General features: G+C 41.2%; 24 protein-coding genes. 1 reads left to right on the forward strand and 23 read right to left on the reverse strand.

Features of this window, described 5'->3' with window-relative positions:
• Positions 1–224: 224 nt before the first annotated feature.
• The 15 genes from QZ565_RS02280 to QZ565_RS02350 all read right to left on the reverse strand — a co-directional run bounded on the left by QZ565_RS02280 (position 225) and on the right by QZ565_RS02350 (position 12,343).
• Entirely contained in the window at positions 225–824 is a 600-nt protein-coding gene (locus tag QZ565_RS02280) for a response regulator transcription factor (protein WP_295524973.1), read from the reverse strand.
• 1 nt (position 825) lies between these two features.
• A complete protein-coding gene (locus tag QZ565_RS02285) occupies positions 826–1,923 on the reverse strand; it encodes a sensor histidine kinase (RefSeq protein WP_295524976.1) in 1,098 nt (365 codons plus the stop codon).
• The gene (locus QZ565_RS02290; RefSeq protein ID WP_295524979.1) at positions 1,923–2,660 is read right to left on the reverse strand and encodes an ABC transporter permease; all 738 of its coding nucleotides are present in this window, start codon (positions 2,658–2,660) and stop codon (positions 1,923–1,925) included. Before QZ565_RS02290 ends, QZ565_RS02285 begins: the two co-directional genes overlap by 1 nt.
• 1 nt (position 2,661) lies before the next feature.
• A complete protein-coding gene (locus QZ565_RS02295) occupies positions 2,662–3,546 on the reverse strand; it encodes an ABC transporter ATP-binding protein (RefSeq protein ID WP_295524982.1) in 885 nt (294 codons plus the stop codon).
• Positions 3,533–3,727: a hypothetical protein gene (locus QZ565_RS02300; RefSeq protein WP_219967532.1), complete on the reverse strand. Its 195-nt coding sequence runs from the start codon at positions 3,725–3,727 to the stop codon at positions 3,533–3,535. Before QZ565_RS02300 ends, QZ565_RS02295 begins: the two co-directional genes overlap by 14 nt.
• Positions 3,724–3,915 (reverse strand): hypothetical protein, encoded by a 192-nt coding sequence (locus QZ565_RS02305; RefSeq protein WP_012972435.1) that lies wholly within the window; start codon positions 3,913–3,915, stop codon positions 3,724–3,726. Before QZ565_RS02305 ends, QZ565_RS02300 begins: the two co-directional genes overlap by 4 nt.
• A 140-nt stretch (positions 3,916–4,055) precedes the next feature.
• Positions 4,056–5,723 (reverse strand): DAK2 domain-containing protein, encoded by a 1,668-nt coding sequence (locus QZ565_RS02310; protein WP_295524987.1) that lies wholly within the window; start codon positions 5,721–5,723, stop codon positions 4,056–4,058.
• 2 nt (positions 5,724–5,725) lie between these two features.
• A complete protein-coding gene (locus QZ565_RS02315) occupies positions 5,726–6,091 on the reverse strand; it encodes an Asp23/Gls24 family envelope stress response protein (RefSeq protein WP_000216437.1) in 366 nt (121 codons plus the stop codon).
• 156 nt (positions 6,092–6,247) lie between these two features.
• Positions 6,248–6,436, reverse strand: a complete 189-nt coding sequence (gene rpmB / locus QZ565_RS02320) for a 50S ribosomal protein L28 (protein WP_001140948.1) — start codon at positions 6,434–6,436, stop codon at positions 6,248–6,250.
• Positions 6,437–6,541: 105 nt separating this feature from the next.
• The gene (locus tag QZ565_RS02325) at positions 6,542–7,216 is read right to left on the reverse strand and encodes a hypothetical protein (RefSeq protein WP_295524990.1); all 675 of its coding nucleotides are present in this window, start codon (positions 7,214–7,216) and stop codon (positions 6,542–6,544) included.
• Between the two features lie 4 nt (positions 7,217–7,220).
• Positions 7,221–7,667: a LytTR family DNA-binding domain-containing protein gene (locus tag QZ565_RS02330; RefSeq protein ID WP_295524993.1), complete on the reverse strand. Its 447-nt coding sequence runs from the start codon at positions 7,665–7,667 to the stop codon at positions 7,221–7,223.
• Positions 7,668–7,780: 113 nt separating this feature from the next.
• Positions 7,781–8,284 carry a phosphatase PAP2 family protein gene (locus tag QZ565_RS02335; protein ID WP_295524997.1) on the reverse strand — a complete coding sequence of 168 codons (504 nt, stop codon included), beginning with the start codon at positions 8,282–8,284 and terminating at the stop codon, positions 7,781–7,783.
• A gap of 94 nt (positions 8,285–8,378) precedes the next feature.
• Positions 8,379–10,139, reverse strand: coding sequence for an ABC transporter ATP-binding protein (locus QZ565_RS02340; RefSeq protein WP_295525000.1), 1,761 nt, complete (start codon positions 10,137–10,139; stop codon positions 8,379–8,381).
• Positions 10,129–11,898, reverse strand: a complete 1,770-nt coding sequence (locus QZ565_RS02345) for an ABC transporter ATP-binding protein (RefSeq protein WP_295525003.1) — start codon at positions 11,896–11,898, stop codon at positions 10,129–10,131. The genes QZ565_RS02340 and QZ565_RS02345 overlap by 11 nt, the downstream gene beginning before the upstream one ends.
• Positions 11,873–12,343: a MarR family winged helix-turn-helix transcriptional regulator gene (locus QZ565_RS02350; RefSeq protein ID WP_295525006.1), complete on the reverse strand. Its 471-nt coding sequence runs from the start codon at positions 12,341–12,343 to the stop codon at positions 11,873–11,875. Before QZ565_RS02350 ends, QZ565_RS02345 begins: the two co-directional genes overlap by 26 nt.
• 193 nt (positions 12,344–12,536) lie before the next feature.
• Here QZ565_RS02350 and QZ565_RS02355 point away from each other — a divergent pair, with 193 nt between their 5' ends.
• Positions 12,537–13,241 carry a CD20-like domain-containing protein gene (locus QZ565_RS02355; RefSeq protein WP_295525009.1) on the forward strand — a complete coding sequence of 235 codons (705 nt, stop codon included), beginning with the start codon at positions 12,537–12,539 and terminating at the stop codon, positions 13,239–13,241.
• Positions 13,242–13,289: 48 nt separating this feature from the next.
• Here the strand turns inward: QZ565_RS02355 and QZ565_RS02360 are convergent, their stop codons facing one another.
• The 8 genes from QZ565_RS02360 to ndk form a co-directional block, all read right to left on the reverse strand.
• Positions 13,290–14,006, reverse strand: a complete 717-nt coding sequence (locus QZ565_RS02360) for a YebC/PmpR family DNA-binding transcriptional regulator (protein WP_295525012.1) — start codon at positions 14,004–14,006, stop codon at positions 13,290–13,292.
• Positions 14,007–14,102: 96 nt separating this feature from the next.
• The gene (locus tag QZ565_RS02365) at positions 14,103–15,473 is read right to left on the reverse strand and encodes an MATE family efflux transporter (protein ID WP_295525014.1); all 1,371 of its coding nucleotides are present in this window, start codon (positions 15,471–15,473) and stop codon (positions 14,103–14,105) included.
• Positions 15,474–15,574: 101 nt separating this feature from the next.
• Complete coding sequence (gene recA, locus QZ565_RS02370; RefSeq protein ID WP_261071637.1) at positions 15,575–16,741, reverse strand: recombinase RecA; 1,167 nt, start codon at positions 16,739–16,741, stop codon at positions 15,575–15,577.
• A gap of 54 nt (positions 16,742–16,795) precedes the next feature.
• Entirely contained in the window at positions 16,796–18,052 is a 1,257-nt protein-coding gene (locus QZ565_RS02375; protein ID WP_295525021.1) for a competence/damage-inducible protein A, read from the reverse strand.
• A gap of 67 nt (positions 18,053–18,119) precedes the next feature.
• Positions 18,120–19,157 (reverse strand): LCP family protein, encoded by a 1,038-nt coding sequence (locus QZ565_RS02380; protein ID WP_295525025.1) that lies wholly within the window; start codon positions 19,155–19,157, stop codon positions 18,120–18,122.
• A gap of 7 nt (positions 19,158–19,164) precedes the next feature.
• Positions 19,165–19,683: a GNAT family protein gene (locus QZ565_RS02385; RefSeq protein ID WP_295525028.1), complete on the reverse strand. Its 519-nt coding sequence runs from the start codon at positions 19,681–19,683 to the stop codon at positions 19,165–19,167.
• Positions 19,673–20,116, reverse strand: a complete 444-nt coding sequence (gene tsaE, locus QZ565_RS02390; RefSeq protein WP_295525031.1) for a tRNA (adenosine(37)-N6)-threonylcarbamoyltransferase complex ATPase subunit type 1 TsaE — start codon at positions 20,114–20,116, stop codon at positions 19,673–19,675. The genes QZ565_RS02385 and tsaE overlap by 11 nt, the downstream gene beginning before the upstream one ends.
• Before the next feature lie 867 nt (positions 20,117–20,983).
• Positions 20,984–21,397: a nucleoside-diphosphate kinase gene (ndk, locus tag QZ565_RS02395; protein ID WP_295525034.1), complete on the reverse strand. Its 414-nt coding sequence runs from the start codon at positions 21,395–21,397 to the stop codon at positions 20,984–20,986.
• Positions 21,398–21,500: the final 103 nt, after the last annotated feature.

The following is a 21,500-nucleotide window of genomic DNA, read 5'->3' on the forward strand; positions in this document are numbered from 1 at the left end:
TGGCTGTAGCCACAGGCTGCTCAAAGCGCTGCTTTGAGATTGTAGATAAGACTGACGAAGTCAGTCACATATATAATCCAAGGTGAAGATGACGTGATTTGAAGAGATTTTCGAAGAGGATTAGACGAAACAAAAAGGAGGAAACTAAGCCTCCTTAAGTTACAAAATTGTTTGATTGAATAATTTCAATTTTAGCACATAATGGTTTTCGAGATATGATAGTATCACAACCAACCAGATTCTTTCGCGATATTAGCTGCCTCTGTTCGATTACCTGCATCTAATTTCGAAAGAATATTGGTGACATAGTTTCGGACTGTTCCGTTTGATAAATAAAGTTGATCTGCAATTTCTTGGTTAGAGAAACCCTGAGCGACTCCCTTTAAAACTGCGATTTCTTGCTCCGTTAATGGATTGGGATGCGTCATCACCACTTCCATCAATTCAGGCGAATACTCCTTGCGTCCCTCTAGGACGGTGTGCAAGGTTTGCATGAGGTCTGCAATGTTTCTTTCTTTTAATACATAAGCATCTACTCCGGCCTTGACCGCACGTTCAAAATACCCAGGACGCTTGAAGGTCGTCACCACAACCACCTTTGTTTCTAGATTTTCTGCTCGTATCCACTCCAAGACTTCGAGGCCCGTCTTAACAGGCATTTCTACGTCAAGGATGGCGATATCTACAGACTCCTTTTCTAATAGTTGGATTGCTTCTTGCCCATTCTTGACTGGAAAGACAGACTCTACATCCGGTTGAAGCGTGAGCAACTGGCACATGGCATCTCGCAACATACTTTGATCTTCTGCAACAAGTAGTTTCATCTTAGTTTCTCTCCTTATAAGGTAGTCGAACCTGAACTTCTGTCGGTTGTTTCCAACTAATTACCTTTACTTCTCCCGAAAATGGAAGAACACGATCTCGAACTGTATGGAGGTCATCCCCCTTTATAGAAGTAAAGCCACAGCCATCATCTCTCACTGTTAGAATGAGTTCTTTCTCTGTCCGTTCTAATTTTAAGTAGACTTTAGACGCTTTAGCATGTTTGATGATATTGGTCACTAATTCAAGCAAAATCATGGAAGCCGTTGACTCCAATTCCTGAGTTAAGCTAGCTGTATCTAGTTGATTAGCTATTTCCACCTCAATTCCAGCAATTTCTAACATCTTTTTCACAGTCTCTAGTTCGGATGTCAAAGTTCTAGACTTAAGATTTTCCACAATGGTTCGCACTTCACGCATTGATTCTTTGCTAATTTGCTGTATTTCTCTTAATTCCTTTTCCACCTGTGGATAAGCCTCCATCTGAAATAACTGCAAGGCTAAATCTGTCTTGACACTCAACATAGCAAAGGTATGTCCCAAGCTATCATGCAAATCTTGACCGATACGACTGCGTTCATTTTCAGCAAGCAATAGATTTATCTGGGCATTTTGCTTAGCCTGAGCTTCTTTCAAATCCTCCACAATACGAATCCGAACCAAGCCAAAAGTCATTAAATCGACAAAAGCAAGAATTACAAGTAGATAGAATAGAAACTCAACTTCGATTCTCTGAAAAATCAACAGTTGGCCCACAACAAGGACTTGAGCAAGAAGAAAAGTCCAGACATGTAAAGACTTTAAACTACGTACGCCAAAATGATAACTTAAGAGGTTAGAAAGGAAAAAGAAGAACCAGATATAATTAACAGCAACAAAGGCAGTATTCCCAACTACATAAGTCAGCATGAGGCCCCAATATAGCCAAGATAGGCGCTGGCTCTTAGTTGTTAAAACACCCAAATATGCCACTACAAATAGAATATCAATCAATAAATGCCAGGCAGAAAGCCACCCAGTCACTACAGGTAGGATGGGGAAAATCATAAAAATTAAACTGGCCCAAAACATATAGTGTATGCTTTTTAGTCTTTCAAGCATTAAGCATTCTCCTTATGACCTTGAAGGTAAATGGTCAAACCAAACAAAACTGCTGAAAAAACAAGTAGATAAACTGTGGCTGATAGATTGATGCTACCCTCGTTTAAGAAGGTCTTGAGCAACTCCATCAACTGATAAGTTGGTAGGCACTTCCCGATTGCTTGCATCCAGTCTGGAAATAAAGAGATGGGCATCCAGAGTCCACCTAAAACAGCCAAGCCTAGATAGAGAAGATTGCCCACGACAGACATCAGCTGACTAGTTGGTAAGAGAGTCAAGGTCAAGCCAAGTGCTACAAATGCAATACTTCCTACTATCAGCAAGAGCGCAGCCCCAATCCAACTTCCTAAAGGCATATCCACACCTCTGACCAAGTGCCCAACTGAGAAAACAACCAGGATTGAGACCAAATAATCAACCAACATACTTGTTATCTTTGATAGATAATATTCTACCATATTTACAGGGGTATGGCGCAATGTTTTCTGCCAGTTGTTGATTTTATCGGTATGTAAAACAGCTGGGAATGAAAACATAGCTGTCGACATCATGGAAAAAGCCGTCATGGAGATGAGGTAGTCGCGCATAAAATTAGCCGGTCCACCTGGTGTGTCCTGGTACATACCTGAAAAGAATAAATAGAAGGCTGTCGGCATCCCTACGGATAACAGATAATAGACTAATTGTCGTTTGGTCAATAGAAATTCTATCTTGTTTAGTGCGATCCATCGTTTCATCTTAGTCATCTCCTTTTTGTGTTTCTTCAAAGATTGTGTCTAGCAAACTACGATTATTGACTTCAATTTCTTGAATCCTACATCCTGCTCGGACTAATAGTTCCCAGAAAGCATCTGCTTCGCGTGTGACTACTTGTAGAGCATCTTGTTTTTGTGACCAGTTTTCAACCAAGTTTGACTGTTCGACAACTTCCTTATATGCTAGAGGAAGGATAAAGTGCTTTTCAATCTCCTCACTCCGCATGGCTAGAGGTGTTGTATCGCGAATCAACTCTCCCTTATTCAAGACCAAGATTCGGTCCGCTGTATGCTCTACCTCTTCGATGTAATGGGACGAATAGAGAATGGTAACTCCCTGCGCTTTTAGATCCTGAACAATTTCCCAAAAACGTTGGCGGGTTGAGGTATCCATGGCCGCAGTTGGCTCATCTAAAAAGACAAGTTTTGGTCGGCCAATCAAGGTCAAGACAAAAGAGAAAAGACGCTTTTGCCCACCTGACAATTTTTCTGCAAATTGCTCTTTTTGTTGCTTGTCAAACTGCAATAGTTGATCGATCTCCTGGTTGCTCAAGGGATTTGGATAGATACGTTGAAAGAAAGCAATCAACTCTTTGACCTTTAATTTCTGAACAATGACATTTTCTTGAGGGAGATAGGATCTGGTGTAGTCTAACTGAGAACTCGTCACTGGCAAGCCTTGGATGGATACTTGACCGCTTGTGACCAGTTTATCTCCAAGCAAACAGTCCAAGAGTGTGGTCTTCCCAGCACCATTGGGCCCAATCAAGGCGACGCATTCACCTTCAGCTACCTCAAAGGAAATACCCTTCAAAATAGCCTTGCCCTTTATGTTTTTATTTAGGCTTTCTACCTTAATCATGTTCATCATACTCTCCTTTCAGCCACTCCTTTCCCATCGGAAAGGCGATAAAAATCATAAATCCTAATCCCCAGGCACCGCGAATGGCTTGGTGAAGGAAGGCTTGATCAAACCAACCTGTAAACATTTCTACCAACCATACCACTAGTGATAGTCCAATAAAAAGATAGAGAAACGCTTTTTTCATTTTTCAAACTCCTTTTTCACATCTGAGACCAATTTCAAGCCTTCTCGGATCAACCAAGACATCATGCCAAATCCTGCAAATAGTTCCCAAGGAAAATGATAGAAGTCTTCGTCCAATCCTGAGAACATGAGATAAGTCATGACTCCTGCTGCTACTAAACTCATTGCGACAATTACTTTATGTTTCATTTTTTTCTTCCTCCATTTAATACATCTAGTATAATTCTTTGAAGGTAGAATCACTAGAAGCTTCTGTCATGAGGAAATATGACAAATGTCATAAAAAAAGAAAGTTGCAAAATCAACTTTCTTTTTAATCTATTAAATTTTTATTCCACACTAAATAAGTATGGGTAAACAGGTTGTTGACCTTGGTGGATTTCAACTTCAACGTCTTCGAATTCTTCTGCGATTTCTTGGGCAATTTCATTGGCAAGATCTTCGCTTCCGTCTTCACCAACATAGAAGGTTACGATTTCACTGTCTTCATCCAACATATGTTTCAATGTTTCAGTTAAGGTTTGGTGCATATCAGGGTTTGACACGAGGATTTTCCCATCCACCATACCAAGATTATCGTTTTCATGGATTTCTAAGCCATCAATGGTTGTATCACGAACAGCTGTTGTGACGCTTCCGCTAACGACATCGCTGAGAGCTGCAGTCATACGTTCTTGGTTTTCTTCGATGGATTTGCTTGGATCAAAGGCAAGAAGACTTGTCAAACCTTGAGGAAGAGTACGAGCTTCTACCACTACTGCTGGTTGCTCCAAAACTTCTGCTGCAGATTGGGCTGCCATAAAAATATTCTTGTTGTTTGGCAGGAAGATAATGTTACGAGCGTTGACCTGTTCAACAGCCTTGATAAAGTCTTCTGTTGAAGGGTTCATAGTTTGACCGCCTTCGATAACATAATCCACACCTTGAGAACGGAAGATATCTGCTAGACCTTTACCAGCCACCACAGCAATCAAAGCATATTCTTTTTCTTCAGCTGGTTTGCTAACTTGAGCAGCTTCTTTCTCAACCTGTGCTTCGTGTTGGTTACGCATATTGTCAACTTTTACCTTGACCAAGCTACCATATTTAAGACCTTCTTGCATAACAAGTCCTGGATCTTCTGTATGGACATGGACTTTGACGATTTCATCATCGTTAACAACGAGGAGAGAATCCCCAAGCTCATTCAAGTAGTTACGAAATTCGTCGTAGTCAAAATCTTTGGCATAGGTTGGACCTTGCTTAAGAGCTACCATGATTTCAGTACAGTAACCAAAGGTGATATCCTCAGTCGCTACGTGACCAGCTACAGACTTATGATGCTCTGCATTGATCATTTCACTCATGTTGGCCGGAGTCGCTACAAAGTCCTCAGATGCAATATATTCACCAGTAAGGGCTGAAAGGAAACCTTCATAGATAAAGACCAGTCCTTGACCACCTGAATCCACAACGCCAACTTCTTTCAATACTGGAAGCATGTCTGGTGTTTTAGCTAGAGCTGTTTTAGCACCTTCCAAGGCTGCGCGCATGACTTCAACAGCGTCATCTGTTTGCTCAGCTTTTTTCTTAGCACCGATAGCAGCCCCACGAGAAACTGTCAAAATCGTTCCTTCAACTGGTTTCATAACTGCCTTATAAGCAACTTCCACACCTGATTGGAAGGCAAGGGCCAAGTCTTGACCTGTTAACTCGTCTTTATCCTTGATGGCTTGTGAAAATCCACGGAAAAGCTGAGACGTAATAACGCCTGAGTTCCCACGCGCACCCATCAAAAGACCTTTGGCAAGAATGCTCGCTACCTCGCCAACTGTAGAAGCTGGCTTGTCTGCAACTTCTTTAGCTCCATTTTCAATGGTCATTCCCATGTTTGTTCCAGTATCTCCATCTGGAACTGGAAAGACGTTTAATGAATTGACATATTCAGCTTGCTTATTCAAGCGAGTTGATGCAGCCTGCACCATTTCTTGAAATAAGCTAGTAGTAATTTTTGACACGGTTATTCTCCTACAACTTTGATATTTTGAATGTAGACATTTACAGTCTGAGCAGTAATTCCAAGTTGGTTTTCCAAACTAAAACGAACACGCTCTTGAATGTTTTTTGACACTTCGCTAATCTTTGTTCCGTAGCTCAACACGGTATATACATCAACTGCAATACTGCCATCTTCGGCTGCCTTTACGACCACACCTTTAGAGTAATTTTCCTTACCTAGAAGGGCTTGGAAATTATCTTTGAGGGCATTTTTACTAGCCATACCGACCACACCAAAAATCTCAGTTGCTGCTCCACCTACGACGGTTGCAATCACTTCATCTGTTAGTTCGATTTGACCATCTTTTGTATTAATTTTTACAGTCATCCTTTTTACCTCAACTAGTTGATACTCTATTTTATCATATTTCAGCCCAAGTGTAAAAGCAGAATACTGTATCAGCGGATATTTACTCTATTTTTCAAATGATTTTACTCCTACAATAAAAGAAAAAAGACCCTAAGGTCTCCTTTGCTTTTATTATTAAACGCGTTCAACTTTACCTGATTTCAAAGCACGAGCTGAAGCCCAAACTTTTTTAGGTTTACCATCGATAAGAACAGTAACTTTTTGAAGGTTTGGTTTTACGGCACGTTTTGTTTGGTTCATCGCGTGTGAACGGTTGTTTCCTGATACAGTCTTACGACCTGTAAAGTAACATACTTTAGCCATTGTGTTTTCCTCCTATTAGATCTAATATAGCGGATGTGCTAGCACCACATACTGTATTATGTTATCACACTTTCTCTGTTTTGGCAAGGGGATTGAAAGATTTTTTTATTTAACGTAGACAATTCCCAACTTCCCAAAGGCCACATCTCCACGGATAATCAAGGTTTTGCTGGTTGGGGCTAGAGGAGTATCTGCCTTGGCTACGCCACAGAAAGTTTCCACCTTTAAATCAACTCTCCAATGTTGAGGAACATAGATAACCGCATTCCCAAATCCGACTTCTATCTTCAAGGTTGCGCTTTCTCCCAACATCTCTGCATTGTCATAATAAATCTTGGCATTCCCAAAACCAACTTCTACTTGATCCTCTACCAATTCTTGCTCTTGCTTGTAGAAAGTCCCTGTACCAAAAGCAACTTCCTTATCTGTTAGAATGGTCTTTTTACCATCATACCACCATTTTTTCCCGTTCCAAGTCCTGTTAGAATGAGTGAGTGCGCTGACACCCATTACGATTAAAATACTAGCCCAGAACAATGACTGATTTGGAATCGGTAAAATGTCATAAAAATGATTAGCAATCATTAAGGCTACTAGAGCTGTAAAAGAGGCTGAAGTCAGATGACGACGAAGCAAAGCCTCAACTGATTGGTAGGCAAAAAATCCAATACCAATCAAAGGCCAAATGTGCCCTCCCAGAGAAGGGATTCCAAAATTTCCTTGCAACAAAATCCATGCTGCTAAAACCAGCAACACAATACCAAATGCTTTCTTTTTCATGTTCTTACCTCATGTTTCTTAGATTTTCTTTTAGGAGGGATTGGTAATGTCGTGAGACATGAACCTCCTTGTGGGTCTGGTAAAAGGAAATGGTGCCTGTTCCTGAAAAGGACTTGTCCACCGAGTAAACCTGACGGATATTTGCAATAGTCGACTTGGATACCCGACTAAAATAGCGAGGAAGGATAGACTCTAACTCATAGAGTTTGAGCCGAACTTCGTAGGCATCTTTCTGGGTATGGGCGTAAATCTTGTTCCCCTCTGTTTCAAAGAAAAGAATTTCCGACAAGTCCAGATAATATTCACCCGTCCCCTTGTAAAAAATCAATCTAGGAGACTTGGACTCTTGCAAGAGCCGCTGTAAATCCGCAATCTCATCTGTCAAAGTCGCTGCCTTGATGACAATTTCAGTTTCCTCTAAATTGCTGTCAATTTCGATTCGTAACTTCATTCCATCTCCTTTCTGACTCTACTATATCAAAGGGAAAATAAGAAAACAAGAGCAAAAAAGCAAGTGGTTACTTTAGACTCGTAAGTGGTTGTGGGACCACCTTAACTTACAGGTCAACATAGAAAGAAAATCACACCCCATACAAGAGCACAAATATAGCCAACCACTACATCCTTGGGATAATGCACGCCACCTAAGACTCTCACTAGACCTAGGAAGGCTGATAATGTCAAATAAATCATCCCTATAGGTAGACTAGCATGCATGCAAGCCATGGAGATAATGGTTGCCGAAAAGACATGACGACTGGGCATAGACTGACCAGGACTATCTCTGTCAAGCAGAGGTTTAATATCCCATTCCTCATAAGGCCTAGGGGCATTGACTTTCTTACGAAGAAAGGACAAAATCACAAAACCTGACGCAGGGACAAACACATAGATCCAGACCTGTTTCCCAAGTCCTTCTTGGAAGTAGGTAGTGGCTAACAAGGTCAGATAAACTATAGGCATAACTACTGTCATGAAGCGATTAAAAGTTCTTAACAGTCTCAGAAAGATAGGCTTATTTTCAATCTTACTAGCAATATGGTCATACCATTCTTGATAATTTTTCATATATTTTCTCATCACTTACTCAAATTTTGCTTATAGGGAAGCACTTGTCTTCTAGTATAGTGCAGAAAAAGAAGGCCGTCAAGCCTTCTTAGATTTATTCTTCTGCTTCATCTTCTGTAAACTGACTGTTGTAGAGGTCAGCGTAGAAACCAGCTTGTGCCATCAGCTCCTCATGATTGCCTTGCTCGATAATATTTCCATCTTTCATAACCAGAATAAGATCAGCATTTCGAATAGTAGACAAGCGGTGGGCGATGACAAAGGAAGTTCTTCCCTCCATCAAACGGTCCATGGCTTTCTGGATTAATTCTTCCGTCCGTGTATCAACCGAAGATGTCGCTTCATCTAGGATTAGGAGTGGTGCATCTTTCAGCAAAGCACGAGCAATGGTCAAGAGTTGTTTTTGTCCGACAGACAAGGTCACTGTATCATCCAAGACGGTATCGTAACCATCTGGTAGAGTCATGATAAAGTGGTGAATCCCTACAGCCTTGCTGGCTTCAATCACGCGCTCATCACTAATCCCCTTTTGGTTATAGATAAGATTGTCGCGAATGGTTCCTTCAAAGAGCCAAGTATCCTGCAAGACCATTGAAAAGGCATCATGCACTTCCGAACGCTTCATCTCTTTGGTATCCACACCATCGATGCGGATACTTCCCTTACCAATCTCATAGAACTTCATCAAAAGATTGACAATGGTTGTCTTCCCAGCTCCTGTCGGCCCTACAATAGCAACCTTTTGACCTGCATGAGCTGTCGCAGAAAAGTCATGTATAATGGTTCGCTCTGGTGTGTAACCAAAGGAAACTCGATCAAAGACCACTTGACCTTTCATGTCGCTCAATTGTCTTTCTTTATGGGATTCATCTTCCATTTCCTCTTCACCTAAGAATTCGAAGACACGCCCCATGGCTGCGCTAGCCTGTTGCAGACTAGTAATCCCTTGAGCGATTTGTGAAAGAGGCTGAGAAAAGATACGAACGTAGGCCATAAAGGCAACGATAATCCCGATGCTAATCTGCCCATTCAAGGTCAAGGCTGCACCAACGATAATCACCAAGGCATAGCTAAAGTTACCAATAAACATCATAATCGGCATCATAATCCCTGAAATAAATTGAGATTTCCAGATACTATCATACAGACGATTGTTTAATTTCGCAAACTCTTCTTTCGTGCTCTCGATAGCATTATAACTGGTCACCACATTATGGCCAGAGTACATTTCCTCCACATAGCCATTGACAGCCGCCAAATCCTGTTGCTGACTCTTAAAGAATCCCTGCGATTTGCCCATAAAAACGGACACGAAAGCAAAACCGATTAGAGTTGAAACAACCGTCACCAAGGCTAAAATCCAGTTCATCCCAAACATGGTTACCAAGACTGCCACGACCAGTAAAGTGGATGAAAGAACTGTTCCCAGACTTTGATTGAGGGACTGGGCTGCAGTGTCAACGTCATTGGTCACACGAGACAAGGTATCTCCTTGAGAATGTCCATCAAAATATCCTAATGGAAGGCGATTGATTTTCTCTGAAATAGCTCTTCTCAAACGCTCTGAAAAACGTTGTATGGCTGTTGTAAACAGAAAGGCCTGTAAATAATTTGATAGAAGTCCGATCACATAAATCACGGCCAAAAAACCACCAATAGCTGCAACCTCCGCGACATCCACACTTGTTTCCAAACCACTGGCAATAATATTAGTCATTTCCTTGATGCGGGTTGGACCATAAACAGTAATGATATTGGATACGATTGTTGCTATAAAGGCTATCAGAAGGGCAAACTGGAGGCCTGCAAGATAGGGTTTACTCTGTTTCCAAAGAGACATTTTCTTATTTTCCATGTTCCAATTCCTCCTTCGATAGTTGTGAATAGGCAATTTCTTGGTAAACTTCATTATTAGCTAGAAGTTCCTTGTGGGTGCCTTGTCCCACGACTTTACCTTGATCCAAGACCAAAATCAAATCTGCATCCATAATCGTTGAAATACGCTGTGCGACAATGAGCTTAGTCATAGACTTGGTCTTCTCTGCTAGCTCTTGGCGTAGAACTCGGTCTGTCTTGTAATCCAAGGCTGAGAAGGAGTCATCAAAGATGAGGATTTCTGGCTTCCTAGCCAAGGCACGCGCAATAGCCAGACGCTGTCTTTGACCACCTGAGAAGTTGGTTCCTCCTTGAGCTACTTCTGACTCCAAGCCAGCTTCCTTATCCTCGATAAAGTTCTTAGACTGGGCCAATTCCAAGGCCTGCCACATAGCTTCCTCACTAAGTGGTGTTTCTTGACTGTGTCCAAAGTCTAGATTGCCCTTGACATCTCCAGAAAATAGCACAGCTTTTTGTGGAATATAGCCAACCTTGTTGCGCAAATCTTCCAAACCGTAATCTTGAACATTAACTCCGTCCACTAGAATTTCTCCTGCTGATACGTCATAAAAACGTGGAATCAGATTGACCAGAGTTGATTTACCAGAACCTGTTGACCCTATAACGGCCACTGTTTGACCAGCTTCCGCTCTAAAGCTAACATGCTCGATAACTGGCTCCGAATTTGCCGCATAGCGGAAAGTCACATCCTTAAATTCGACCTGACCTTTGAGATTTTCATCAGCCAACTGCACTTGAGCAGGATTTTGGATAGAAGAATGCAAATCTAGAACTTGATTAATCCGCTTAGCAGATACCATGGTTCGGGGAAGAACAATAAAGAGCGCCCCCATGAGAAGGAAGCCCATGACAACCTGCATGGCATAAGACATGAAAACAACCATGTCACTAAAGAGAGGCAGACGCGCTGTTGGAGTAGCATCGTTGATTACATAAGCCCCAATCCAGTAAATCGCCACACTCAAACCACTTGAAATCCCCATCATGATGGGATTTAAAATAGCCATGAGACGATTGACAAACAAATTCAAGCGTGTCAATTCATCATTTGCTGTAGCAAATTTGTCATTTTGGTAATCCTCTGCATTGTAGGCACGGACAACACGAATACCTGTTAAACTTTCACGAGTAATACTGTTCAGTTTATCAGTCAGACTTTGAATCAAGGATTGTTTTGGAAAGGCTAGCGTCATCAAAACTGTCGTCATCAAAACGTTGACAATCACTGCCACAAGAACGGCCCAGAGCCAGTATTCTGAATGACCTAAAATCTTCCCGATAGCCCAGATAGCCATAATTGGACCACGCGTAACCACTTGCAAGCCCATGGTGATCAGCATCTGAACTTGGGTAATATCATTAGTGGTACGAGTTAAGAGACTAGGAATAGAGAATTTCTTAATCTCTGTCTGCGAGTAATCCAAAACTCGGTTAAAAATATCACTTCTCAGCCTACTAGTGTAAGAAGCAGCCACTCTGGATGCAAAAAATCCAACTGCGACTGCGGACAAGAAGGCAAAAAAGGACATTCCGACCATCATACCTGCTGGTTGCCATAACTCATCTAAGTTGGTTCCTTGACTTCCCAGCAAATCCGTAATTTTCGAGATATAGGTCGGCACTTCCAACTCTAGATAGACCGAAAAGCAAGTAAAGAGAATGGCTAGTAAAATCATCCCCCATTCTTTTCTACTAATTCGTTGGGCTAATTTCTTCATTTTCTCCTCCTATCCCCTTGATATTTGCCTGTAGTTGACCGAGAACTTTCTCAAAAATCAGTAATTCATCTTCATCAATGTCTTCCATCAACTGCTTGTCAATTCGTTCAAAAAAGGCCTTAACCTGCTGCATCTGAGAACGTGCTTTGTCCGTCAAACGAACAAATTTTGCCCGCTTATCGCTAGGATTCGCCTCCAATTCCACCAAACCATTTTGCACCATACGCTTGACCAAATTACTAGCAACAGACTTGGTAATATTGAGTTCCTGCTCGATATCTTTAATCAAGACCAAGTCTTGGTTTTTCTCACGATTATCCAAAAAACGTACAACCTGACCTTGAGGCCCACCCATAAATTCAATACCACAACGTTTGGCTTCCTTTTGCACCATCAGGTGAATCTGATGACCAAAACGCTTAAAGACTAACATTGGTTTATCCATACTAACTCCTTTCTAACCATTGCATTTAGTTCTCCTAGGAACTAAATAAGTTTCCATGAGAACTATTTTACCACTTTGAAAAGAGATGTCAAGAAAAAAGTTTCTAAGAGAACTATTTTAGTTTAAATTGACATTAGGCAAGATTTTTTATATAATAAGCACTCACTACTGTGGATAGAAATCCATTCACTCGATGAAGGGAGAAAGCTTTCAAATGAAACCAGAAGAACAAAAAGTTTTAGGGATTTTGGCAACCATTTTTGGAGCCATCGCACTTTTAGGATCCTGGATCCCGTTTATTAACTATCCATCGTTGTTCATCGGCATCGTCGCTTTAATCCTAGGGATTATCGGCCTTATCGTTAACCTCAAAAAACGAAAAACAATGGCCATTATCGGAACAGCTCTATCAATTGCTTCTATTGTCCTTTTCTTTACAACCCAGATACTGTACGCTAATGTCTACAATGATTTTGTCAGGGAATTTAACCGCTCCTACAGAGAGGCCAGTGCCTCAATGGAACGCGAAGAAGAAAGCGACTTGACAGATGATAGCACCTATTCCATCCCAGAGGAGGAAGAAGACGATAACTTCTCCTGGACCCAAGAACAGTTCGACGCCTTAATCGAAGGTGACCTTGACAACAAAGGAAAAGGTGGCACCAACTACAAGGATATTATCAAAAAACACGGACTACCAGACTCCGAATTTGATTCTACTATTGGAGGCTACAATACGAGAAAAATCACCTATATCTCTATTGGTGACAAGATCAAGACTGTTACCTTAACTTTTGCAAAACAAGACAATGGACAGCTCTTGCTCGTCCAAAAACATGCAGTCGGTCTAGGTCTAGGAAAAAGCAAGCAACAAAACGATTCTGAAACCAGAGTCTAAGCTCCAATATAAAAAGCGAACAGCTAGTAGGTCTGTTCGCTTTTTATATTAAAATCCATCCACATTGGTATAGATCTTTTGGACATCTTCGTCGTCTTCAAGGACGCTGTAAAGTTTTTCAAAGGTTTCAAGGTCATCGCCTGACAATTCCACTTCTGACTGAGGAATCATTTCCAATTCAGTAACTTGGAATTCTTCGACACCTGACTCACGAAGAGCAACGATAGCCTTGTGAAGGTCAGTTGGAGCTGTGTAAACTGTGATTGTACCTTCTTCTGCTTCTACATCATCCACATCCACATCTGCTTCTAGCAATTGCTCAAAGACTGCGTCCGCATCTTCACCTGCAAATACAATAACACCCTTGTTATCGAAGAGGTATGAAACCGAACCTGAAGCACCCATGTTTCCGCCATTTTTACCAAAAGCTGCACGGACATTAGCCGCTGTACGGTTAACGTTTGAAGTCAAAGTATCCACGATCAACATAGAACCATTTGGTCCAAAACCTTCGTAACGTCCTTCTGTAAAGGTTTCGTCTGTGTTTCCTTTAGCCTTGTCCAAAGCCTTATCGATAACGTGTTTTGGCACTTGGGCTTGTTTAGCACGGTCGATAACGAATTTCAAAGCAGTGTTTGATTCTGGGTCTGGATCACCTTTTTTAGCTGCTACATAGATTTCTACACCAAATTTTGCATATACTTTAGAGTTAGCTCCATCTTTAGCCGTTTTCTTGGCTACGATATTGGCCCATTTACGTCCCATTAGGAATCTCCTTTTTTCACATTTTAATCTTTCTTATTATAACACAAGTTTTTTCGATTTTCACTAGAGGAAATGGATTTTATTCAGTAAATCCAACTAGGATAGCACTTTGCTTGCCAAGATGGCCCTACCTTCTTTTATCAAGGGGTGACGGAATAATGAGAAGTACAGTTGAACTGTCATGGCAACCCAGATAAGGGGTTCGCAAAGGATAACTCCTTTATAGCCTGCCCAAGGGATAATCAAGACCACAAAAGCAATTTTCCCGATTAGTTCAATAAAACTAGAAACTAGAGGAAGGACCTTTTGTCCCAAGCCCTGCAAACAATTGCGATAAATCAATAAGAGACTCAAAATGGGATAAAAGGCTGAGCTGATTTGCAGATAGAGACTTCCATTTTCTATCAAGTAACCATCTGTCGAACTAGCCAAGAAGGAAACCAAGGCTGGACTGGCAAAAAAGAGGAAGATACAAACAAAAACTGCCCAGGATATACTTAAACAACTGCCGATTCGAAGACCTTGAACAATGCGGTCTGGTCGCTTAGCTCCTAGATTCTGAGAAGCAAAGGTCGTCATCGAAGCGGAAATAGCGGTCATGGGAAGAAGGGCGAAGGCCATAATGCGTCGCGCCGCTGTTTGAGCACTAATAATCACTGCACCAAAGGTATTAACAGAAGACTGTAAAATCACACTGCCGATGGACACAATCGAACTCATCAAGCCCATAGCCAAACCTTGCTCCAAGAGATCCGCGTACAAGCTCTTGTCCCATTTGAAATGCTTGAGTTGAGGCAAAAGTTCTGGCACACTCTTACGGATATAATAAAAGCAGAGAACCGCTGATAAGCCTTGCGAAATAATGGTAGCTAGTCCCGCGGATTGAACTCCCAGATGCAATTGCGTAATAAAATAGAGATCCAGAACCACATTAACCAGAGCAGAGAAAATCAGAAAACCAAGCGCAGCCAGACTGTCTCCAATAGACCGCAACAAACCTGCAAAGAGATTATAAGCGAAGCTAACACCAACACAGGTCACAATCATAGAAATATATTGATAGGACTGGGGAAGAATTTCTGCAGGAGTATCTAAATATTGCAAGAGTGGATACAGACCGACAAATCCCATCAGCATAACTACAATACTCAAAAGAGCACCTAAAATCCAGGTGGCTGCCACTGCCTCCTTGATTTTAGTGAAATTCCGAGCTCCATAATAGCGGGCAATGACAATCCCCATGCCATTACCAACACCAAGAGTAAAACCTACAATCAGGTCAAAAATCGCTGTCGTCGCCCCTACCGCAGCCAAGGATTCTTGACCAAGAAAACGTCCAACAATCAAGACATCAGCAGTGTTATAGAGCTGTTGAAAAATATTGGATAGCAAGATCGGAAAAGCAAAGCTTAAGAGCGAGGGAAGAATCGGACCATGAATCAGGTCCACTGTTCGTTTTTTATTCATAAGGCTATTATATCAGCTTTCTAGAGGAGCGACAAGAAACAGCAAACTATGCCAGAACTAGGCAATGAAAAAGCAGTGAATTTCTCCACTACTTTAACAGCTTATTCTTCAATTTCGATTTCAAGTTCGTCGCCTAGGTCAAGTGTCACTTCTTCATTCACAGAATCTGCTTGAACTGCTTCATCTTTTTTAGTTTCAACACCTTCTACAGCTGCTTCTTCTCCATCAATCAAACCAAATTGAACACGAACTTGATGGTCAATTTCATCAAAGATTTCTGGATTATCTGCCAAGTATTTCTTAGCATTTTCAGAACCTTGCCCAATTTTCTCATCCTTGTAAGAGTACCAAGCTCCTGCTTTTTTGATGATATCCAAATCGCTTGCAATCTTCAAAAGCTCACCAGTCTTAGAAATTCCTTCTCCGTACATGATTTCAACGAAGGCTTCCTTAAATGGCGGAGCCACCTTGTTTTTCACGACCTTAATCTTAGTTTCTTTACCGACATTGGTGTCTTTTTGGTCACCAGTTCCCTTGATTTGCGTGCTTCCACGAACATCCAAACGCACTGAAGCGTAGAATTTCAAGGCACGTCCACCAGGAGTTGTTTCTGGATTTCCAAACATGACCCCAACTTTTTCACGCAATTGGTTGATAAAGATGGCAATCGTTTTGGTTTTATTGATAGAAGCACCCAGTTTACGCATGGCCTGACTCATCATACGAGCCTGCAAACCAACGTGGCTATCTCCAATATCTCCATCAATTTCCGCACGAGGTACAAGGGCCGCAACGGAATCTACTACAACAAGATCCACAGCACCTGAGTCAATCAATTTTCCTGCAATTTCAAGCCCTTGCTCTCCTGAGTCTGGTTGAGATAAGAGCAATTCGTCAATATTGACCCCAAGAGCCGCAGCATAAGCTGGATCAAGGGCATGTTCCGCATCGATAAAGGCTGCAATACCACCTTCTTTTTGTGCTTGCGCGACTGCATGAAGGGCAACCGTTGTCTTACCAGATGACTCTGGTCCATAGATTTCAATGATACGTCCCTTAGGATAACCACCTGAACCAAGGGCAATGTCAAGCGCCAAAGAACCTGAACTCATCACTTGCACCTTTTGCTCGGCACGTTCACCCAAACGCATGATTGATCCTTTACCAAAGTCTTTCTCAATCAATTTAAGAGCGTCATTCAAGGCTTTTTCACGTTCTGCCCCGAATTTTTTTGAAATTTCATCTAATTTTTTTGGTTTTTTCGCCATTCTATTCTCCTACATTCTAATGGTCCTCAGACCTATCTACTATTATATCAAAAGTTAGTCACTTAATAAAGCCTTGCGAACTAGGTTAAAGGCATGCATAACCGCAATGTGACGTACATCTGCTCGACTTCTGCCTCCAATATTGACCTTGATGACCTCAGTTCCATGCTCTTGAGCCAAGCCTATAAAGACTGTCCCAGCTGGGTGCCCTTCTAGGCTATCTGGACCTGCCACTCCAGTCAAACTAAGACCAAAATCAGACTGGGTCTTGATTCGTGCCTGCTCAGCCATCTTCTGAGCTGTAAATTCAGATACCACACCCTGTTCTTCCAAATCCTTGACAGAAATATCCAACATCTTTGATTTTTCCTCCAAGCTATAGGTTACAAAACCACCCTTAAATATACTTGAAGCACCCGAAAAATCAGCTACGCTGGCTTGGAAAAGCCCTGCCGTCAAACTCTCTGCAGCCGTGATAGTTTTCCCTTGTTTTTTCAGTTCTTCTACCACAATGCTGGCCAAGCTAGCCTCCTCTCCATAACCATAACAGAGGTCTCGTAAAGAAATTCCTTCGAAAGTCTGGCAGTCCAAGATTTGATTTTCCAAGATATCCAGCGCTTGATTCGCCTCTTCTTGGCTGCTAGCTTTTGTTGACAGACGCAGAGTGACTTCTCCTGTCTTGGCATAAGGGGCCAAAGTCGGATCTGTTTGATTATCAATCAAATCAGACAAAATCGTAACCAACTGACTTTCGCCAATCCCAAAGAAACGAAGAACTCGGGAATATAGCTTACTCCCTGTCATCAACTTAGGTAGAAGTTGGTTTAAAACCATGGGTTTTAATTCACTTGGTGGACCGGGAAGGACGACATAGGTCACTCCATCGACTTCCAATATTCCCCCCACAGCCAGTCCTGTTTCGTTTGGTAGCGGAGTCGCTCCTTCTACAAGTTGAGCTTGTCTTTCGTTATTCGGTGTTCGGGCATAGTCTGGTTGCTGGGCAAAAAAGACATCCAACTTCTCCTGAGCCTGAGGATCGAAGACTAATTCTTTCCCTAAAAATTTAGCCAGAGTTTGTTTGGTCAAATCATCCTCAGTTGGCCCCAAACCACCTGTCAAAATCACCAGACTGCTGCGTTGACTGGCAATCTCAAGCAGGGATAAGAGACGAGCTTCATTGTCTCCTACAGCCGTCTGAAAATATACATCTACCCCAATCTCTGCTAGTTTTTCCGACAAAAACTGGGCATTGGTATTAACAATCTGTCCTGTCAAAATCTCTGTTCCAACAGCAATGATTTCTGCTTTCATGTTTCCTCCTATCTATCTATTCGTACTTTTTTGAAAAAATCGCAGGAAATTTCCCACGATTTCATTATTAATTTTGTTCTATTTCTACACTTGAAGCATTCGTTGGTGTAGCAGTTCTTCCAAGGGCCACTTCGTATAAAACAGCATTGGTTTCTACTTCAGTTACTTCCTCTTTACCTAGTGAACGACGTAAGAGATTTTGCATTTCTAACATATGCTCAGTTGTAACAATCTGGTAAGAAATCCCCTGCAATTCCGCATCTTCTCCGCGCAATTGATGTGTTTCAATATTCTTGAAAGAATCTTGATAACCAAGTAATTGTGGAATACTTTTCGCTGATAAATCAATGTTGGTCTGCATATTGGTACTTAGGGCTTTTAAGATAGACTGATAGTGACTAACACTATTCAAGCTAAGAACTTTTTCAACAACCTTTTGAATGACTTCACGCTGACGCTTCTGACGTCCGTAGTCCCCTTCTGGATCTTGGTAGCGCATGCGAGAATAAACAAGCGCTTCTTCACCATTTAGAGTTTGCTGTCCAACACCAATGGAAATTTTATTAAATTCTTCCTGGTCAGTAATCGAAATTGGAAAACCGAGTGTATTATTTACAGTCACCCCGCCAACTGCATCAACCAATTGTTGCAGCCCCTGCATATTCACCATAACGTAACGATCGATATGAATATTCATCATTTTCTGGATAGTTGAGATTGCCAATTCCGCACCACCACCAGCGTAGGCGGCATTTAGTTTAGCTTCCTCAACACTACCATCTTTATGCTGAATTTTAGTCAAGATATCACGTTCCAAACTCAACATCGTTGTTTTTTTCGTATGCGGATTAACCGTTAAGAGAATCATGGAATCACTATTTCCCTCCCAAGGGTCAGTTCGTTCTACGTTTCCAGTATCAACCCCCATTAAAAGGATCGTTAAGGGTTCAGTCGCCTCAATAACATTGGTTTCTTCCCCTATTTTTTTATAGGTCTTTGATAAGGTTTGTGTGCCTTGCTGATAAATGGTATAAGCAAAAACACCGACACCCAAAACTGTCACAGCTAGAAAAGCTAGCACCATTCCAATAATTTTTTTAACCATATTACTATCAATCTATCAGTCTACCCATCAGGTAAACATCTATAAATTTCCCTTCTTCTATGTACGCACCGCGATCTTGTCTACCTTCAATGACAAAACCATTCTTTTGATATAAATGAACTGCAGCCTGATTACGAGTTTGGACAGTGAGTTGAAGTCTACGAAGAATGCCACTAGCCTGCGCCCATTCTACGACTTCTTCAAGTAACAAACTCCCCAGTCCATTATTCCAATACTTCTTACCAATCACAATGAAGAGATCTCCAATATGCCGAACTCTCTTGCGCTGGTCAGCTGTAATATTTACAATACCAGCAATTTCATCATTCAGCAAGGCTAGTAAAGTGATTTGATTTTCTGAATGAGCCTGGTTATCCAAAAACAACTCCATCTCAGTATCTGTCATCAAAATGCCATCCCTGTCCAGACTGGTAAAATCTGTTTCTACACTGACACGATTTAAAAATGATACTAACTCAGCCGCATCACTAGGTTCTGCTTCTCTAATGAGCAATTCATACTCCATGATGAAGCTCCTCTAAGAGTTTTTGTGCACGTAAGCCCTTGGCTTTGAAGTTTAATCTGCGACCATCTTCCTCTTTTAGAATTTCCAATTCTAAATAAGTATCTGGCAAGGCATCACCTAAAAGATGTCCCCACTCAATGACAGTTACCCCACCACCAAAGAGAAACTCATCCAAATCAATAGAATCAGCATCCCCCTCGATACGATAAACATCTAGGTGGTAAAGTGGAAGACGACCTTCATACTCTCTCACGATAGTATAGGTTGGACTCTTAATCATCTGAGAAATCTGTAAACCTTTCGCAAGGCCTTTTGTAAAGGTCGTTTTGCCTGCTCCAAGTTCTCCAGTTAGAATTAAAACATCATTCTTTTCTAATAAATAGCCCAAACGTTCACCTAAGGACTGTAACTCTTCTTCGTTTTTAGTGTACATGTTTCTATTATACCAAAAAGTTGTCCTTTGTCGAGATATTATCTATGAATTCCATATTATAAATTGTAAAACTTGGACATCTTTTCTTTTGACTTTAAAATAGAAACAGCAAGAAGACAACTAACAAGATATCTCTCATCAAGTGGCTATAAAATGAAACTTCCCAGCGAATGACTTTTGGCACTAACAGGCCTAGAAATAGCATGCCCAAGGCAATATAAAAGGTCATGGATAATATTGACCAGGGATTTCTGAGAACGATTAAAATAGCTAGTCCACTAATAAAACATATTTCCTTCTTACCTAAAATCTTTTTCAAGCCATATATATACTTCTGAATGGGCAGAAAAACTAACAAATCAATACCGAATAAGAAAAAGAAACTCGGTAGAAAGACTTCCACAAACTCTTAACCAGTTGCCCTTACCGTAAGAACATATTCTATAATAATCAAAGCTAAACCTAAAACATTTACCAATAGTAACAGAGTATACAAGAATTGTTGTCTATCTTCTTTAAAAACTGAATAATGTTGATTTCGCTACCCTCTATAATAGTTTAGCCCTGCCCCAATACTCGCAAGTAGCAACATACCTACTAAATAATAGAAGCAGTTTTGATTTAACATCAAGGACCAAGTCGATAAACTTAAACAAGAACAGCTACTAAGACCAAAAACTGTCAGCAATAACAAAGCTCGAATTTGCTTTTTCATTCTTTCCATCATTCTTTCTCCCTTACTTGTTCTTATTATATGCTAGAAATACACATCATTGCTAGAATATTTCTCAACTGTCAGTTTTCTAGTCTAAAATGCAAAAAAGTTTGATGCAAGTATCCCTTACATCAAACTTTTTGCTATTTTCCCTAAAACCAAAGTGCTATCTCTCGCTTAGCTGACTCTTCTGAATCCGAACCATGTACAACATTTTGGATAACCTCATTTTTTCCAGCAGCTTTTGCAAAATCACCTCGAATAGTTCCTGGTAAAGCTTCTTCTGGACGAGTTGCCCCCATCATGGTCCGCCAAGTTTCGATTACTTTGGGACCAGAAATGATACCTACAAGAACCGGTCCTGAAGTCATAAATTCACGAATCGGTGGGTAAAAACTTTGACCAACCAAGTCCTGATAGTGCTGATCAATTAACCCTTCTGAAACCTTTGTACGCAACTCCAATTTTTCGATTGTAAATCCACGTTGTTCGATGCGTTTCAACACCTCACCCACTAATCCTCTTTTTACACCGTCTGGTTTAATGATAAAAAATGTTTGTTCCATACCTGTCTCCTTTGTCAGCTTCTTTCTTTTATACTCTTCGAAAATCTCTTCAAACCACGTCAACGTCGCCTTGCCGTAGGTATGGTTACTGACTTCGTCAGTT

The sequence above is a fragment of the uncultured Streptococcus sp. genome, from assembly GCF_915066115.1.
GTDB lineage: Bacteria > Bacillota > Bacilli > Lactobacillales > Streptococcaceae > Streptococcus.

Coding starts and splice junctions, on each gene's coding strand:
- ndk (WP_295525034.1), bottom strand. CDS start 21,397: ATGGAACAAACATTTTTTATCATTAAACCAGACGGTGTAAAAAGAGGA.
- QZ565_RS02345 (WP_295525003.1), bottom strand. CDS start 11,898: ATGAAGAAATTAGCCCAACGAATTAGTAGAAAAGAATGGGGGATGATT.
- QZ565_RS02330 (WP_295524993.1), bottom strand. CDS start 7,667: ATGAAGTTACGAATCGAAATTGACAGCAATTTAGAGGAAACTGAAATT.
- QZ565_RS02280 (WP_295524973.1), bottom strand. CDS start 824: ATGAAACTACTTGTTGCAGAAGATCAAAGTATGTTGCGAGATGCCATG.
- QZ565_RS02305 (WP_012972435.1), bottom strand. CDS start 3,915: ATGAAACATAAAGTAATTGTCGCAATGAGTTTAGTAGCAGCAGGAGTC.
- QZ565_RS02325 (WP_295524990.1), bottom strand. CDS start 7,216: ATGAAAAAGAAAGCATTTGGTATTGTGTTGCTGGTTTTAGCAGCATGG.
- QZ565_RS02380 (WP_295525025.1), bottom strand. CDS start 19,157: ATGGTTAAAAAAATTATTGGAATGGTGCTAGCTTTTCTAGCTGTGACA.
- QZ565_RS02355 (WP_295525009.1), top strand. CDS start 12,537: ATGAAGGGAGAAAGCTTTCAAATGAAACCAGAAGAACAAAAAGTTTTA.
- tsaE (WP_295525031.1), bottom strand. CDS start 20,116: ATGTACACTAAAAACGAAGAAGAGTTACAGTCCTTAGGTGAACGTTTG.
- QZ565_RS02335 (WP_295524997.1), bottom strand. CDS start 8,284: ATGAAAAATTATCAAGAATGGTATGACCATATTGCTAGTAAGATTGAA.
- QZ565_RS02350 (WP_295525006.1), bottom strand. CDS start 12,343: ATGGATAAACCAATGTTAGTCTTTAAGCGTTTTGGTCATCAGATTCAC.
- QZ565_RS02300 (WP_219967532.1), bottom strand. CDS start 3,727: ATGAAAAAAGCGTTTCTCTATCTTTTTATTGGACTATCACTAGTGGTA.
- rpmB (WP_001140948.1), bottom strand. CDS start 6,436: ATGGCTAAAGTATGTTACTTTACAGGTCGTAAGACTGTATCAGGAAAC.
- QZ565_RS02290 (WP_295524979.1), bottom strand. CDS start 2,660: ATGAAACGATGGATCGCACTAAACAAGATAGAATTTCTATTGACCAAA.
- QZ565_RS02315 (WP_000216437.1), bottom strand. CDS start 6,091: ATGACTGTAAAAATTAATACAAAAGATGGTCAAATCGAACTAACAGAT.
- QZ565_RS02385 (WP_295525028.1), bottom strand. CDS start 19,683: ATGGAGTATGAATTGCTCATTAGAGAAGCAGAACCTAGTGATGCGGCT.
- QZ565_RS02375 (WP_295525021.1), bottom strand. CDS start 18,052: ATGAAAGCAGAAATCATTGCTGTTGGAACAGAGATTTTGACAGGACAG.
- recA (WP_261071637.1), bottom strand. CDS start 16,741: ATGGCGAAAAAACCAAAAAAATTAGATGAAATTTCAAAAAAATTCGGG.
- QZ565_RS02295 (WP_295524982.1), bottom strand. CDS start 3,546: ATGAACATGATTAAGGTAGAAAGCCTAAATAAAAACATAAAGGGCAAG.
- QZ565_RS02365 (WP_295525014.1), bottom strand. CDS start 15,473: ATGAATAAAAAACGAACAGTGGACCTGATTCATGGTCCGATTCTTCCC.
- QZ565_RS02340 (WP_295525000.1), bottom strand. CDS start 10,139: ATGGAAAATAAGAAAATGTCTCTTTGGAAACAGAGTAAACCCTATCTT.
- QZ565_RS02285 (WP_295524976.1), bottom strand. CDS start 1,923: ATGCTTGAAAGACTAAAAAGCATACACTATATGTTTTGGGCCAGTTTA.
- QZ565_RS02360 (WP_295525012.1), bottom strand. CDS start 14,006: ATGGGACGTAAATGGGCCAATATCGTAGCCAAGAAAACGGCTAAAGAT.